At 68.3% G+C, this 14,454-nt stretch carries 11 protein-coding genes; 9 read left to right on the forward strand and 2 right to left on the reverse strand.

Annotated features, from left to right (window positions below; genetic code table 11):
- Nucleotides 1-29: 29 nt before the first annotated feature.
- Entirely contained in the window at nt 30-551 is a 522-nt protein-coding gene (locus HF680_RS09765; RefSeq protein ID WP_185224919.1) for a hypothetical protein, read from the forward strand.
- Nucleotides 548-1,945 (forward strand): dihydrolipoyl dehydrogenase, encoded by a 1,398-nt coding sequence (lpdA, locus tag HF680_RS09770; RefSeq protein WP_185224920.1) that lies wholly within the window; start codon nt 548-550, stop codon nt 1,943-1,945. Before HF680_RS09765 ends, lpdA begins: the two co-directional genes overlap by 4 nt.
- Here the strand turns inward: lpdA and HF680_RS09775 are convergent, their stop codons facing one another.
- Nucleotides 1,946-2,743, reverse strand: coding sequence for an SDR family NAD(P)-dependent oxidoreductase (locus HF680_RS09775; protein ID WP_185224921.1), 798 nt, complete (start codon nt 2,741-2,743; stop codon nt 1,946-1,948).
- Between the two features lie 7 nt (nt 2,744-2,750).
- Entirely contained in the window at nt 2,751-3,221 is a 471-nt protein-coding gene (locus tag HF680_RS09780; protein ID WP_185224922.1) for an Rrf2 family transcriptional regulator, read from the reverse strand.
- Nucleotides 3,222-3,389: 168 nt separating this feature from the next.
- Between HF680_RS09780 and HF680_RS09785 the strand changes: the two genes are divergently transcribed.
- The 7 genes from HF680_RS09785 to HF680_RS09815 all read left to right on the forward strand — a co-directional run bounded on the left by HF680_RS09785 (nt 3,390) and on the right by HF680_RS09815 (nt 14,450).
- Nucleotides 3,390-5,366, forward strand: a complete 1,977-nt coding sequence (locus HF680_RS09785) for a potassium transporter Kup (RefSeq protein ID WP_161639767.1) — start codon at nt 3,390-3,392, stop codon at nt 5,364-5,366.
- The gene (locus tag HF680_RS09790; protein WP_394353529.1) at nt 5,363-6,751 is read left to right on the forward strand and encodes an RsmB/NOP family class I SAM-dependent RNA methyltransferase; all 1,389 of its coding nucleotides are present in this window, start codon (nt 5,363-5,365) and stop codon (nt 6,749-6,751) included. The genes HF680_RS09785 and HF680_RS09790 overlap by 4 nt, the downstream gene beginning before the upstream one ends.
- A 47-nt stretch (nt 6,752-6,798) precedes the next feature.
- A complete protein-coding gene (gene rpe, locus HF680_RS09795) occupies nt 6,799-7,464 on the forward strand; it encodes a ribulose-phosphate 3-epimerase (protein WP_185224923.1) in 666 nt (221 codons plus the stop codon).
- Nucleotides 7,461-9,308 (forward strand): heparinase II/III family protein, encoded by a 1,848-nt coding sequence (locus HF680_RS09800; protein ID WP_185224924.1) that lies wholly within the window; start codon nt 7,461-7,463, stop codon nt 9,306-9,308. Before rpe ends, HF680_RS09800 begins: the two co-directional genes overlap by 4 nt.
- 145 nt (nt 9,309-9,453) lie before the next feature.
- Nucleotides 9,454-11,058: a bifunctional phosphoribosylaminoimidazolecarboxamide formyltransferase/IMP cyclohydrolase gene (purH, locus tag HF680_RS09805; protein ID WP_185224925.1), complete on the forward strand. Its 1,605-nt coding sequence runs from the start codon at nt 9,454-9,456 to the stop codon at nt 11,056-11,058.
- Between the two features lie 146 nt (nt 11,059-11,204).
- On the forward strand, nt 11,205-12,104 hold the full coding sequence (locus HF680_RS09810) for a dienelactone hydrolase family protein (protein ID WP_185224926.1): 900 nt from the start codon (nt 11,205-11,207) through the stop codon (nt 12,102-12,104).
- Between the two features lie 288 nt (nt 12,105-12,392).
- Nucleotides 12,393-14,450, forward strand: coding sequence for a S8 family peptidase (locus tag HF680_RS09815; RefSeq protein WP_235968931.1), 2,058 nt, complete (start codon nt 12,393-12,395; stop codon nt 14,448-14,450).
- Nucleotides 14,451-14,454 lie beyond the last annotated feature (4 nt).

The raw sequence follows: 14,454 nt of genomic DNA on the forward strand, positions 1-14,454 counted from the left end.
CCTATGGCTATCACCTCGAAATTGGCGCCATGGCTCTTGATGATCCTTTCTCCTCGCCGAGAGAGGATCATCGGGATTGGAAGGGTAATGTGATGCGGCAATTCAAAGTCAAAGCGCTGACCTTCGGCGCCAGCCTGCTAGCAGCCGTTGGCGTCGTCGCCTCGTCCGCGACCGCCTGCATACCTGAGCCGCCGCCGGCTTGGTCGTCTTTGCTACGGACCGATGGTCCTGCGCTGTTTATCGGGCGCGTGACGACGGTGGAGCGTTTGGCTGAACCGAGCCGGACGCCGACCATCGAGGTCATTCAATCCAAGGCGACCATCGCCAGACTGGAAACGCTTCAAGGCGCCCCGCAAGAGACATACACCCTGACCGCTGCGGAAACCGCCCGTCCGCTGGGCGGCTATCAAGGCATGATTTGCGTCGATTTCCAGCGCGTCAAACCCGGCGACATCGTCCTGGCCATGGAGACCGGAACCGGCGCGGTTCGCGTCTTCGAGCCCCAGCAAGTTCCTCCACAATTCAGCTCCCGCCTTGAGGCCTATCGTTGACCCAGACCCTGAAAACCAAAGTCCTGATCATCGGCGCGGGCACGGGCGGCTATGTCGCCGGCATCCGGTGCGGCCAGCTGGGGCTGGATACCGTGTTGGTGGACGGCGGCGATGGGCTGGGCGGCACCTGCCTGAACGTCGGCTGCATTCCGTCCAAGGCCATCATCCATGCGGCGGGCAAGTTCGAGACAGTGGCCAAGGCGGCGGGCGGCGGGACGCTGGGCATCACGGCGGCGGCGCCGGCCATCGACCTCTCGCAGACGGTCGAATGGAAGGACGGCATCGTCCGTAAGCTGAACGCCGGCGTCGCGGCCCTGCTGAAGAAGGCCAAGGTCAAGGTCATCAAGGGCTGGGCCGAGTTCGCCGACGCCAAGACCTGCGTGATCAAGACCGACGAAGGCGATATCCGCATCACCGCCGAACACGTCATCCTGGCGACGGGATCCGAGCCGGTCGAACTGCCCTTCCTGCCGTTCGGCGGCGACGTCATCTCCTCGACCGAGGCGCTGAGCCTGTCGGAGGTTCCCAAGAAGATGGTCGTCGTGGGCGGCGGCTATATCGGGCTGGAACTGGGCATCGCCTATCGCAAGCTGGGCGCCGAAGTAGCCATCGTCGAAATGGCCGAGCGTATCCTGCCGCTCTACGACAAGGCTCTGACCGATCCGGTCGCCAAGTGGCTGGAGAAGCATGGCGTCGAGCTGCATCTGGGCGCACGCGCCGGGGGCTTCGGCGACGGGAAGCTGTCGATCACGACGAAGGACGGCGAGCCGCTGCAACTGGACGCCGACAAGGTGCTGGTCACGGTCGGCCGGCGTCCGCGTACGCAAGGCTGGGGTCTGGAAAACATGGGCGTGGCCATGGCCGGTCCGTTCGTGAAGATCGACCAGCGCTGCGCCACCTCGATGAAGAACGTCTGGGCGGTCGGCGACCTGACCGGCGAACCCATGCTGGCCCACAAGGGTTCGGCCCAGGGCGAAGTGGTCGCCGAAATCATCGCCGGCCATGACCGGGTGTTCGATCCCGTCACTATCGCCGCCGTCTGTTTCACCGAGCCGGAGATCGTCTCGGCCGGTCTGGGCCCGAACGAGGTGGCGGGCCGCGACGATGTGATCCAGTCGGTCTTCCCCTTCGCCGCGATCGGCCGGGCGCTGGCCATCGAGGCGGGCGAGGACGGCGGCTCCGTACGGGTGATCGCGAACAAGGGCGATCATCGCATCCTGGGTATCCAGGCGGTGGGCCAGCATGTGTCGGAACTGTCCAACAGCTTCGCCCAGATGCTGGAGATGGGCGCGGTGCTGGAAGACGTCGCCGGGACGATCCACGTCCACCCGACGCTGGGCGAAGCCTTCCACGAGGCCAGCCTGCGCGCCCTCGGGCACGCCATCCACATCTGATCAGATCCGGTCCAGCCGCTTCGCATGGTTCGCCACCATGCGGAGCGCCAGGCCATCGGGCAGGAAGCGGGCCAGTCCGGCCATGACGTTGTTCATGACGCCGGGGGTGACGCTGGCACGGTTGGCCTCGCAGGCGTCATAGCCGATGCGCGCCACGCGCGCGGCGTCCATCCACATCCAGGCCGGATAGGCGCTGGAAACCTGCTCGCGCGAACCGTTGACGTCATGGAACTCGGTCAGGGTGTAGCCGGGGTTCAGCACCGTCACGTGAACGCCGGTCCCCTGCGTCTCCAGATCCAAGCCCTGCGATGCCTTGATCAGAAAACTTTTGATCGGCCCATACAGGGTGTCGCCGCCCGTCGCGGGCATCTGGCCGGCCAGGGAGGCGACGTTCAGTACTCGGCCGAAGCCGCGCTGGATCATGCCGGGCAGCAACAGGCGCGACAGCTCGACCGGCGCGGTCAGCATGACCTGGATCATCGCGCGGTGGGCGCTCAGGTCGGTATCCAGAAAGCCGGTGACCCGGCTGAATCCCGCATTGTTGACCAGACCGTCGACGGTAAGGCCGCGGGCTGCGATGGTCGCGACCAGCCGCTCGGGCGCTGCGGGATCGGACAGGTCTTCGGGGATCACGGTCGCGGTCACGCCGTGGGCGGCGGTCAGTTCGTCGGCCAGGGCCTGCAGCGGAGCTTGGCGACGCGCCGTCAGGATCAGATTCCAGCCCTCGGCCGCGTAGGTCCGGGCCAGGGCCGCGCCGATGCCGGCAGACGCGCCGGTGATCAGGACGGTCCGGTTCACGGCGCGATCAGGCCGCGACGGGGCAGGACTTGTGCGGCTCAAAGGCCGCCAGCGCGATCGGGTTTTCGGCCAGAAGGTCGGCGATGGTGATCTTGGACAAAGCCTCGGTCGCGGCCTCGTCGGCGGCGGTCAGGGCCTTGGCCACCTGGCGCGGGATGTGTTCGCTGATCGGGCAGCCCTTGGCGCCGGCGGGTGGCGAGCCGATGTGGGCGCAGCCGTTTACCGCCTTGAGCACCTGATCCAGCCGAATGTCCTCGGGCTGCCGCAACAGCCAGGAGCCGCCGGTCGCGCCCGGACGGGTGGCGATCAGCCCGGCCTTGGCCAAAAGCGCGGTCACGCGGCGCACCACGACGGGATTGGTCGGGATCGAGGACGCCAGTACGCCGCTGGGCATCGCCTGCGCAGGCCCAAAGGCGCCCTTGTGGGCCATATAGGCCAGGGCGTGGGCGGCGACGGGGAAGCGTTGGCTGTCTGACATGGTTCTGTTCCTGATGCGAAAATAGGCGTTCAGGGGCCGAATCACAAATCGCGCCGCAGAACGCCGAAACCGAATCCGCTGCGGCGCGATTGAAGACCGCGTGGAATGGGCCTAAAGGCTCGCCGCTTTGAAGGGACCGACGCCGCGTCGGAGACCCGGAGGATACGCATGGCCGGGGACACTCCCCACGACGCGAGCGCTCCCTCGCCCGCGTCGAACACGCCGGACAAGCCCACCCACGCCACGGGTCCGGAATCCCACATCCCGGGCGGCCAGGCCGCCAAGCACGGCGGCTTCTGGGCCCTGACCATCGGCGCGATCGGCGTGGTGTTTGGCGACATCGGCACCAGCCCGCTTTACGCCCTGCGCGAGGCGATCGACCACGCACGCTCCGGCGTCGGCGGCGATCTGGCCGTGATCGGCGTCGTGTCTCTGGCCTTCTGGGCGCTGATGGTGGTGGTGACGTTCAAATACGTCTTCTTCCTGATGCGCGCCGACAACAAGGGCGAGGGCGGCACCCTGTCGCTGATGGCCCTGGCCCAGTTCGCGGTCGGTCGGCGCAGCGCCTGGATCTTCATCCTCGGCGTCTGCGGCGCGGCCCTGTTCTATGGCGACGGCATCATCACGCCCGCCATTTCGGTCCTGTCCGCCGTCGAGGGCCTGCAGGACGCGCCGGGTCTGGCCGGGCGGCTGGACTCCTTCATCGTGCCGATCTCGGCCGGCATCCTGATCGCCTTGTTCCTGGTCCAGTCGCGCGGCACGGCCAGCCTGGCCAAGTATTTCGGCCCGATCACCGCCGTCTGGTTCCTGAGCCTGGGGGCGCTGGGCCTGTATCATATCTTCGACGACATCAGCGTGCTGCGGGCCTTGTCGCCCCACTATGGCGTCATGCTTCTGCTCAACGACGGCTTCCTGGGCTTCGTGATCCTGGGCAGCGTCTTCCTGGCCGTCACGGGGGCTGAGGCCCTGTATGCCGACATGGGCCATTTCGGTAAGGCGCCGATCCGCATGGGCTGGCTGGCCTTCGTCCTGCCATGCCTGACGCTGAACTATCTGGGCCAGGGCGCCCTGATCCTGGACAATCCGGCCGCGTCGGAGAACCCGTTCTGGAACATGGTGCCGCAGTTCGCCTATTGGCCGATGCTGATCCTGGCGACCGCCGCGACCGTCATCGCCTCCCAGGCGGTGATCACCGGCGCCTTCTCGGTGACGCAGCAGGCGGTGCAGCTGGGCCTTCTGCCGCGCATCGACATCAAGAACACCTCCGAGACCCAAGCCGGCCAGATCTTCGTGCCGGCGGTGAACACCTTCCTCATGGTCGGGGTGCTGGTGCTGCTGGTCGTGTTCCAGAGCTCGCATAACCTGACCGCCGCCTATGGCGTGGCGGTGACGGGCACCATGCTGGTCAATACGCTGATGGCCTATTCGGTCATCCGCAAGGGCTGGAAGTGGCCGATGTGGGCGGTGGTCGGAACCTTGCTTCCGTTCGCCTTTATCGACAGCGTCTTCCTGACGTCCAACCTGCTGAAGATTCCGGACGGGGCGTGGATGCCGCTGGTTCTGGGCGCCCTGCTGGTCGTCGTGATGTGGACCTGGGTGCGCGGGACGCAGATCCTGACGGCCAAGACGCGCAAGGACAGCCTGCCGCTGAACGATCTGATCGAGATGCTTCAGGCCCGTCCCCCGCACCGTGCGCCGGGCATGGCCATCTTCCTGACCTCGGATCCCGACGTCGCGCCGGTCGCCCTGATGCACAATCTCAAGCACAACAAGGTGCTTCACGAGAAGAACGTCATCCTGACCGTGCGCACCTCTGAGCGCCCGCGTGTCAAGGAGGCCGACCGGGTGCGGATGGAGCCGATCAACGACGATTTCAAGAAGGTCACGGTGACCTACGGCTTCATGGAGACGCCGAACGTGCCGCGCGCCCTGGGCCTTTGCCGCAAACAGGGGCTGAAGTTCGACATCATGTCGACCAGCTTCTTCCTGGGTCGACGCTCGCTGATCCCGTCGGCGCGTCAGGGCATGCCGCTGTGGCAGGACAAGCTGTTCATCTTCCTGATGCGCAACGCCGCCAATCCAACCGACTTCTTCCACATCCCGCCCGGCCGCGTGGTCGAACTGGGCGCGCAGGTGGCGGTATGAGCACCGAGGGACGGGGCGGCCAGAGCTCGCAGGCGCGCGGGCGTCGCATGGCCACCAAGGGCCGCTCGCGCCCGGTCCCGGCCGAGGCTGCTCAAGGCCCTTCGCAGGACGATATCGGCGTGGAGGCCCGCGTCGTCGCCGGCATCCTGCTGAACGCCGCGCTGGAGAAGCGCAACGGACTGGACGAAGCCCTGTCTCAGCCCGCCGCCCGCGCGCTGGAGCCGGTGGATCGCGCCTTCGCCCGCGCCGTGGCCATGGCAGCCCTGCGTCGTCTGGGCGAGATCGACCAGATTCTGGATCGCCGCCTGAAGAAGTCGCCGCCCGAGGCCGTCCGAACCCTGATGCGCATCGCCTTGGCCCAGACTCTGGTGCTGGAAACGCCCGCCTTCGCCGCCGTCTCGACGGCGGTGAAACTGGCTGAGCGCGATCCCAAGACCCGGCCCTACAAGAACCTGGTCAATGCCGTGCTGCGCGGGGTTGGACGCGAAGGCCCCGGCCTGACCACGGCCGAAAGCAATCTGCCGGACTGGATCGCAGCGCGCTGGAAGGCGACCTATGGCGAGGCCGCCCTGGCGGGTCTGGCCTTGGCCGCGCGCGAAGAACCCGCGACCGATCTCAGCCTGAAGCCAGGCGTCGATCCCTCCGCCGTGGCTGCCGCTGTCGAGGGCGAAGCCTTGCCTGGGGGCACGGTTCGCACCGGCCGTCGCGGCGATGTGGCCGGCTGGCCCGGTTTCGAGGACGGCGACTGGTGGGTCCAGGACGCAGCCGCCGCCGTGCCCGGCCGGCTGCTGGACGTGAAATCGGGTGAGACGGCGCTCGACATGTGCGCCGCGCCTGGAGGCAAGACGCTGCAACTGGCGGCCGCCGGCGCCGCCGTCGTCGCGCTCGACCGTTCGGCCCCGCGCCTGAAACGCCTGACGCAGAATCTTGAGCGGACCGGCCTGACCGCCGAAGTCGTCGCCGTCCCGGCCGAGGACTGGGAGGATGTCCGCACCTTCGACGCCGTCCTGCTGGATGCCCCCTGCACTGCGACGGGCACCTTCCGCCGCAATCCGGAGGTCCTGCGCGCCACCAAACCGGCAGAGGTCGCCAAGCTGGCCGACGTCCAGCACCGCCTGCTGGACGCCGCCGCCGAGCGCGTGAAGCCGGGCGGCCGTCTGGTCTATTGCACCTGCTCGCTGGAGCGTGAGGAGGGCGAGACCCAGATCATCGCCTTCCTGCGTCGCAACCCTGCCTTCCGCACCGTCGCCGCCGATCCGACCGCCGTCGGCGCTCCGCCCGAGGCGCTGACGCCCGAAGGCTGGCTGCGCATCCTGCCCTCCATGTGGGCCGAACACGGCGGACTGGACGGCTTCTTCGCGGCAAGGCTGGAACGGGTGTCCTGAGCGGGAGCGCCTTGCTCCTGCCCGCAACCCGCCTTATCCGGAAGGCCATGGCCGTTACCCCTCTGATCTGCCCGTCGATCCTCGCCAGCGATTTCGCGCGGCTGGGTGAAGAAGTCCGCGCGCTGGAGGCGGCGGGCGCCGACTGGATTCACGTCGATGTGATGGACGGCCATTTCGTGCCGAACATCACGCTCGGCCCCGACATCGTGAAGGCGATCCGGCCGCACACGACCCTGCCGTTCGACGTGCACCTGATGGTCGCGCCGGTCGATCCTTGGCTGGAGGCGTTCCGCGAGGCGGGCGCCGACGTCCTGACCGTTCACCCGGAAAGCGGGCCGCACCTGCACCGCACCCTGGGTCGCATTCGCCAGCTGGGCGCCAAGGCCGGCGTCGTGTTCAATCCGGCGACGCCGCTGTCGATCCTGGAAGAGGTGGTCGATCTGGTCGATCTGGTGCTGATCATGTCGGTCAACCCGGGCTTCGGCGGGCAGAAATTCATCGACAGTTCGCTGAAGAAGATCGCGGGCGCACGGGCCATTCTCGACCGCGCCGGTTCGTCGGCTCACCTCCAGGTGGACGGCGGCGTGACCTCCGCCAACGCCGCAGCCTGCGTCGCCGCCGGCGCCGACGCGCTGGTCGCCGGCTCGTTCGTGTTCAAGGGCGATTACGCGACCAACATCGCCGCCCTAAAGGCCGCGCCGGCCTCCGCATGAGCCCGCTCGGCCCCTTCGCCCCGCGAGGCCAGGAAACGACGCTGGACGTCGCCTCGGGTCAGATTCCCGGCCTGCCTGGCGCGCCGGTGCGCACGCCGGTTCGATCGGGCGACACGACTGCCGGACCCGGCCTGTGGCCCGCCATCGCCGGACGGTTGGCGACGCGGCAGCTGTGGATCGAGCTTTACGGCCTGCCCGGTTACGGCCTGACGCTGGGGTCGCCGCTGGGCGGAGGCAAGGTGACCGCTTTCGCCGCCACCCCGCGCGATTTCCGCCCGCACGATCCGGCGCCGGGGCGCAATGTCCTGGCCGGGCGTTTCATGCTGGCCGGCGCCTCGATGGAGGTCGAGCCCCCGTCCGATCCGTGGAACCGGCCCAGCCCCTCGCGGCCTTTTGCGGTCGAACTTCACGCCTTCGCCTGGCTGCCTGGGCTGATGGCCCAAGGCGACCGAGGCGCGCGCGAGGCGCTGCGTCTGACCCTGGCCTGGGCCGACGCCTTCGCACGATGGTCGCCCTTCGCCTGGGGACCAGAAATCCTGGCGCGGCGGGTCGTCAATCTGGCGTGCGGCGCCCGGCGGATGGGCGCCGTTGCGACCGAGCCCGAGCGGCTGAAACTGGCCGACAGTCTGGCGCGCCAGACCCGGCAACTGCTGCGTCCGCCCGGCGGTCTGGCCAGCCGGGCCGAGCGGTTGACGGCGGCGGCCATCGGCGGCTGCGTGCTGGCGGGTTCGCCAGGGCAGGCCTTGCGTCGTCGCGCACTGTCGCGACTGGACGGCGCCCTGAAGACGACGGTGCAGGCCGACGGCGGCCACGCCTCGCGCAGTCCCGAGGCGGGCCTCGAGCTGCTGCTCGACCTGCTGACGCTGGACGATGCCCTGTCGCAACTGTCCGAACCGACGCCCGAGAGCGTCTCGGCCGCCATCGCCCGGCTGACGCAGGGCCTGCGCCTGCTGACCTTGCCCGACGGTCGTCTGGCCAGCTTCCAGGGCGGCGGCCCCTCCACCTTCGAACGCGTCGCGGCCGCCCGCGCCCACGACGACGAAGCGACGGCCAGAAGCGAAGATGCGCCTGCAGCGACCGGTGCGGTCGCCGGCCTGACGCGCATCGCCAGCCCCCTGCTGACCATCATCGCCGACACCGCCCCGCCGGCGCGCGACGCGTGGGGGGCCGCCGCCTGCGCCCAGCCGCTGGCGCTAGAGATCGCCTGCGGCAAGGATCGTCTGGTGACCGGATCGGGCTGGACGCCGGCCTCCACCGACCGCCAGGCCCTGCGCCTGACGCCCGCCCACTCGACCCTGACCCTGGGCGAGCGGTCGCTGAACGAACCGCTGGGCGGCTGGAAGGGCGATCTGTTGGGCCCACGCTTGGTCGGACCGCCGATCCATGTGACCACCGACCTGCGCGACGGCGACGGCGCCGTCTGGCTGGAGATCGAACACGACGGCTGGAATGAGTTGTTCGGCCTTAACCATCAGCGCCGACTGTATCTGGACCAGCGGCTGGACGAGCTGCGGGCCGAGGAAAAGCTGTTCCCCACGCCCGGCCGCAAGGAGATGGTGCGCCAGATCGCGGCCCCCTACGCCATCCGTTTCCATCTGGAACCGGGGGTTCAGGCCTCTCTGGCGCGTGACCGGCGCTCGATCCTGCTGCGCGGCGCCTCGGGCCGGGGCTGGTGGTTCAGGACCGACGGTCCGGACGTGGCCATTGAGCCCAGCGTCCATATCGACGCTGGCCTGACCCGCCGTTCGCTGCAGATCGTGGTGCGCGGCTCGGCTCGCACCGACAGCGAGACAAAGATCCGCTGGAAGCTGAGCCCGGCCGGCGCCAGCGGCGAACCGACGTGACGCAAGAGCCTGATTCACGGCATCGACAAATCGCGTAGCGATTTGACCTCTGCCGATCAGGCCCTGAAACCGTCCGTGGGGTGACGGCGAAGCGGTTTGGGTCTAGACGGCGCGCCATCCTCCCCTGCCATCACGGACGCCGCCCATGCCCGCCGCTCCCGACTTTCCGCCCGCTCCCGACCGGGTCAAGCCGCAACGCGCCCTGATCTCCCTGTCCGACAAGGCCGGGTTGGAGGATGCGGCGCGCGTCCTGCACGATCTGGGCGTCGAACTGGTCTCGACCGGCGGCACGCGCGCGGCGATCGAGAAGCTGGGTCTTCCGGTCAAGGATGTCGCTGATCTGACCGGCTTCCCCGAGATGATGGACGGCCGGGTCAAGACCTTGCACCCCATCGTTCACGGCGGCCTCTTGGGCGTGCGTGACGCGGCCGACCACGCCCAGGCCATGACCGACCACGGCATCGGCGCCATCGATATCGTCTGGATCGACCTCTATCCGTTCGAAAGCACCGTCGCGGCCGGCGGCGCGTTCGAGGCGGCGGTCGAGAACATCGACATCGGCGGCCCGGCCATGATCCGCTCGGGCTCCAAGAACCACGGCTACGTCGCCGTCGCCGTCGACGGCGAGAGCATCGGCCTGATCCTCGAGGCGCTGAAGGCAGAAGGCTCGACCAATCTGGCCCTGCGCAAGCGCCTCGCCGCCCGCGCTTTCGCCCGTACCGCCGCCTATGACGCCGCCGTCTCCGGCTGGTTCGCCGGTCAGATCGAGGATGCCGCGCCGGCCCGCAAGTCGATCGCGGGCGCCCTGGCCCAGACGCTGCGCTATGGCGAGAACCCGCACCAGACGGGCGCCTTCTACCGCACCGGCGAGCGCCGTCCGGGCGTGGCCTATGCCGAACAGATCCAGGGCAAGGAACTGGGCTACAACAATATCGCGGACGCCGACGCCGCCTATGAGCTGGTCGCCGAGTTCGAACAGCCCGCCGTGGTCATCGTCAAACACGCCAACCCCTGCGGCGTGGCGGTCGGCAAGGATCTTTCCGAAGCCTATGCCCGCGCGCTGGAATGCGACGCCGTCTCGGCCTTCGGCGGCGTCATCGCGGTCAACCGCCCGCTGAACGGCGACGACGCCCGCGCCATCACCGGCATCTTCACCGAAGTCGTCATTGCGCCCGGCGCCGACGATGAGGCCAAGGCCGTCTTCGCGGCCAAGAAGAACCTGCGCCTTTTGATCACCGACGGCCTGCCTGACCCGCACGGCGCGGGCGAGGTGTTCCGCTCGGTCGCCGGCGGCTTCCTGGTCCAGAGCCGCGACCGGTCGCTGATCAAGCCTTCGGACCTGAAAATCGTGACGAAGCGCCAGCCGACCCCGACCGAGATCCAGGACATGCTGTTCGCCTTCACCGTGGCCAAACACGTCAAGTCCAACGCCATCGTCTACGCCAAGGACGGCCAGACCGCCGGCATCGGCGCCGGCCAGATGAATCGCCGCGACAGCGCCCGCATCGCCGCCATCCGCGCCAAGGAGGCCGGCGAGGCGAAAGGCCTGACTCAGTCCCTGGCCGAGGGGTCGGCCTGCGCCTCCGAAGCCTTCTTCCCCTTCGCCGACGGCCTCTTGGAAGCCGTCGCGGCCGGGGCCACGGCGGTGATCCAGCCCGGCGGCTCGATCCGCGACGACGAGGTCATCGCCGCCGCCGACGAGAAGGGGATCGCCATGGCCTTCACCGGCGTACGGGTCTTCAGGCATTGATGAAGGGAAGAAGGGCGCTAACGCGCGCGACGCGGTCGCTCGCTGCTTGAGCCCCCTTCTTCCCGTTTTAAAGCGCGCCTTATCGTGACTGGACGACTGCCGTCAGCCGTGATGCTCTGACGCCTTTTCCCGCGTTGGAGCGTCCGATGACCGTGCTTATCCGCCCCGAAGGCCAGACCGCCGACGACCTGAAACTGAGCCGTCGAACCTTGGGCGCCTTGGGGGGCTTGCTGTTTTCCGGCTATGCGGTCGCAGCCCTGGCCCAGGAAGCCAAGCCCATCACGACCGACGCCGAGGGCCTGTCCACAGAGACCGTGACCTATGCCGCGCCGGACGGGTTCCAGCTTCCGGCCTATGTCGCCCGGCCGGCGGGCGACGGCCCATTCCCGGTCGTGGTGGTGGTCTCCGAGATCTTCGGCGTCCACGAATATATCCGCGACATCTGCCGCCGTCTGGCCAAGCAGGGATACGCCGCCATTGCGCCGGCCTTCTTCGTCCGGGTCGAGGATCCCGCGCCGCTGTCGGACATGCAGCGGATCATGCAGATCGTCGGGGCGGCCAACTATGAGCAGGTGATGGGCGATCTGTCGGCGACGCTGGAATGGACCAGTCAGCGGTCGTGGTCCAAGGACGGCAAGGTCGGCATCACCGGCTACTGCTGGGGCGGCAAGGTGGTGTGGCAGGCGGCGGCGCGGTTCGCCGCCATCGGCGCCGGCGTGGCTTGGTACGGCCGCTTGGCCCCCGCCGCCGACGCCACGCCGGTTCAGATCTCATCAGGCCAACCCTGGCCGGTCGACATCGCCGACGATCTGAAGGCGCCCGTGCTCGGCCTGTATGGCGGGAAGGATCAGGGCATCCCATTGGCCAGCGTCGAACGGATGCGCGAAGCCCTAGCCCGCGCCGGCCAGACCGGCAGCCAGATCGTCGTCTATCCCGACGCCCAGCACGGCTTCCACGCCGACTACCGCGCAAGCTACTCGGAAGCAGACGCTAAGGACGGCTGGTCCAAGCTGCTGGCGACGTTCGATAAAGCGTTAAAGAATTAGGGCGTTACTGGCGCTAAGGCTGCGGGGAGCAGCCCGAGTATGGGAGGGTAGGGCGTGAACGGATTGCGGCTTCGCGGGGCGATCGTCCTGGGTATCGGCCTGCTGTTTCTGCCTCTCGCAGGGTGCGGAGGCGGTGGTGGAGGCGGTGGCGGCGGCGGCACGATCACGCCCCCCGTTCCTCCGCCCCCGCCACCCCCGCCGCCTCCCCCGCCGCCTCCTCCCCCACCACCGCCTCCGCCTCCCTCGGTCACGTCGAGCGAGTATCTGCGGAACTACGGCCTGGCCAATATGAAGGTCCAATCCGCTTGGCAGGCCGGGGCGACTGGAGCGGGCGTCACTGTCGCCGTCGTCGACTCCGGCATCGCCAATACCTTACCGGAGTTGGAGGGGCGTATCTCCAGCGCCTCGACCGACGTCGTCGTGGGGCGCAATACGCCCTATGTGGCGTCAAGCAGCCACGGCACGCGCGTGTCGGGCGTGATCGCCTCGAACTTCAACGGGTTCGGCACGATTGGGGTGGCGTACAACTCGACCATCCTGTCGATCCGCACCGATATTTCGGACTGCACGGACAAGAATACCGAGGTCTGTTTCAGCAGTTCGGATCTGGTGCGCGCGCTTGGCTACGCCGTCGCCAATGGCGTCAAGATCATCAATATGTCGCTGGGCGGCGATGGGCGGCTGGGCTCGGCGTTCGAGGCGGCGCTGCTGCGAGCCGTGAACTCGGGCGCCGTGATCGTGGCCTCGTCGGGCAATGACGGAAACGCCAATCCGGGCTGGCCCGCGCGGTACGCCATTGACCCCCGGTTCGCCGGCAGCGTCATCGCGGTCGGATCGCATGGCGCGACCGATGTGATGTCCAGCTTCTCGAACCGGGCAGGGGATACGGCGGCCGGCTATATTTCAGCGCCGGGCGAGGATGTGATCACAGGGTGTGAGGGCACGTCGTGCTGGCGCGTCAACGGCACATCCTTCTCAGCGCCGCATGTCTCCGGCGCGCTCGCCTTGCTGATGCAGGCTTTCCCCAATCTGACGGCGCGTGCGGCTCTGGATATCTTGCTGACAACCGCACGCGATGCGGGCGATCCGGGCACGGACATCGTTTATGGGCGCGGCCTGCTGGACATGGCCCGCGCCTTCCGGCCGGCAGGGACTACCTCGACGCCGATGGCCGATGGAAGCTCCATCGTCAGCATGAGCGAACCCGGCAGTTTCGTCGGTGCGGCCTTCGGGGACGCCTTCGGTCGGCAGACGGCGCTGAATACGGTGCTCTACGACGCTTACGATCGCATGTTCGCCGTCCAACTTGGCGGCGCCTATCCGACTGCGCCGAGCCGGTCCTATCAGGCGGCGCCGTTCGAGCAGAACACCACGGCGACGACCACCCTGGCCCTGCCGGGCGGCGGTCGATTAAACCTGATCGCGGCGCAACCCAGCGCCCGACCCGAGCCGATCGCGCCTCGTCACGATCTGTATGATGCGCCTTGGATGGGGGACGAACCCCGTCAGGAGGCGATGCTTGACGTCGCCACGGGCCGGATGAACTTCTCGGTCTGGCAAGGAAAGGGCGGGGCGACCTCGCCGTTCAACGGTGCGGCGGGCGACGGTTTCGCCGCCCTGGCCCAGGCCGATCACGCCGTACGCGGCGCGATACGGTTCGGCCCGGTGACGGTGTCGGGCGAGAGTGGCGGCGGCGATCGCCGGATGCCGCTGCGTCGCGTCGAGCAGGACGCCTCGACCTATAGTCGCGCGGCGATCGGATGGCGCGGATCGGACGGCGGTCTGTCGTTCAGCGTGGGCGCCTTGGATGAACGGCTCGGGCCCTTGGGCGCCTTCCTGCCGGGCGGGTCCGACTTCGCCCTGCCCTCACGGACCAGCTTCTATGCGCTCGGCGGCGACTGGACGCTGCGGCCGGGCCTGCGCCTGATCGGCGAGGCGGGCATTGGGGTCGACCCGGATCGAGGGCCGGTTCCTGTCGATGGATCAGGCGGCGATCAGTTCGAACTGGCGGCTGGGCCTGCTTACGGGCTGTTTGATGATCTGCGACCAGATCAGCTTCACCCTGGCTCAGCCGCTCAGGATCGAGCGCGGAACCTTCTCGGCCATGCTGGCGGATATTCCGGTCGAATATTTCGATCCGCTGACCTATTCGCGCCGCAGCTTCTCGGCGACGCCCAGCGGCCGTCAGATCGACTTCATCCTCGGTGGCGAACGCCGGCTGTGGGACGGGTCCAGCATGACGCTTCAAGCGGTCGCCAGCCGCGAGCCGCGCCATGTCGCAGACGCGCCGCCGGAGTTCGCCTTGATCGGAGCCTGGCGGCGTCAGTTCTGACCGACGCCGCCTGACGAC

It is taken from the genome of Brevundimonas huaxiensis (assembly GCF_014218725.1).
GTDB lineage: Bacteria > Pseudomonadota > Alphaproteobacteria > Caulobacterales > Caulobacteraceae > Brevundimonas > Brevundimonas huaxiensis.

Excerpts from the sequence above, each read along its gene's own strand:
- HF680_RS09800 (WP_185224924.1), top strand. The coding sequence starts at position 7,461 with ATGAGCCCGCTCGGCCCCTTCGCCCCGCGAGGCCAGGAAACGACGCTG.
- purH (WP_185224925.1), top strand. The coding sequence starts at position 9,454 with ATGCCCGCCGCTCCCGACTTTCCGCCCGCTCCCGACCGGGTCAAGCCG.
- HF680_RS09810 (WP_185224926.1), top strand. The coding sequence starts at position 11,205 with ATGACCGTGCTTATCCGCCCCGAAGGCCAGACCGCCGACGACCTGAAA.
- HF680_RS09790 (WP_394353529.1), top strand. The coding sequence starts at position 5,363 with ATGAGCACCGAGGGACGGGGCGGCCAGAGCTCGCAGGCGCGCGGGCGT.
- HF680_RS09780 (WP_185224922.1), bottom strand. The coding sequence starts at position 3,221 with ATGTCAGACAGCCAACGCTTCCCCGTCGCCGCCCACGCCCTGGCCTAT.
- HF680_RS09785 (WP_161639767.1), top strand. The coding sequence starts at position 3,390 with ATGGCCGGGGACACTCCCCACGACGCGAGCGCTCCCTCGCCCGCGTCG.
- HF680_RS09815 (WP_235968931.1), top strand. The coding sequence starts at position 12,393 with ATGAAGGTCCAATCCGCTTGGCAGGCCGGGGCGACTGGAGCGGGCGTC.
- rpe (WP_185224923.1), top strand. The coding sequence starts at position 6,799 with ATGGCCGTTACCCCTCTGATCTGCCCGTCGATCCTCGCCAGCGATTTC.
- HF680_RS09765 (WP_185224919.1), top strand. The coding sequence starts at position 30 with ATGGCTCTTGATGATCCTTTCTCCTCGCCGAGAGAGGATCATCGGGAT.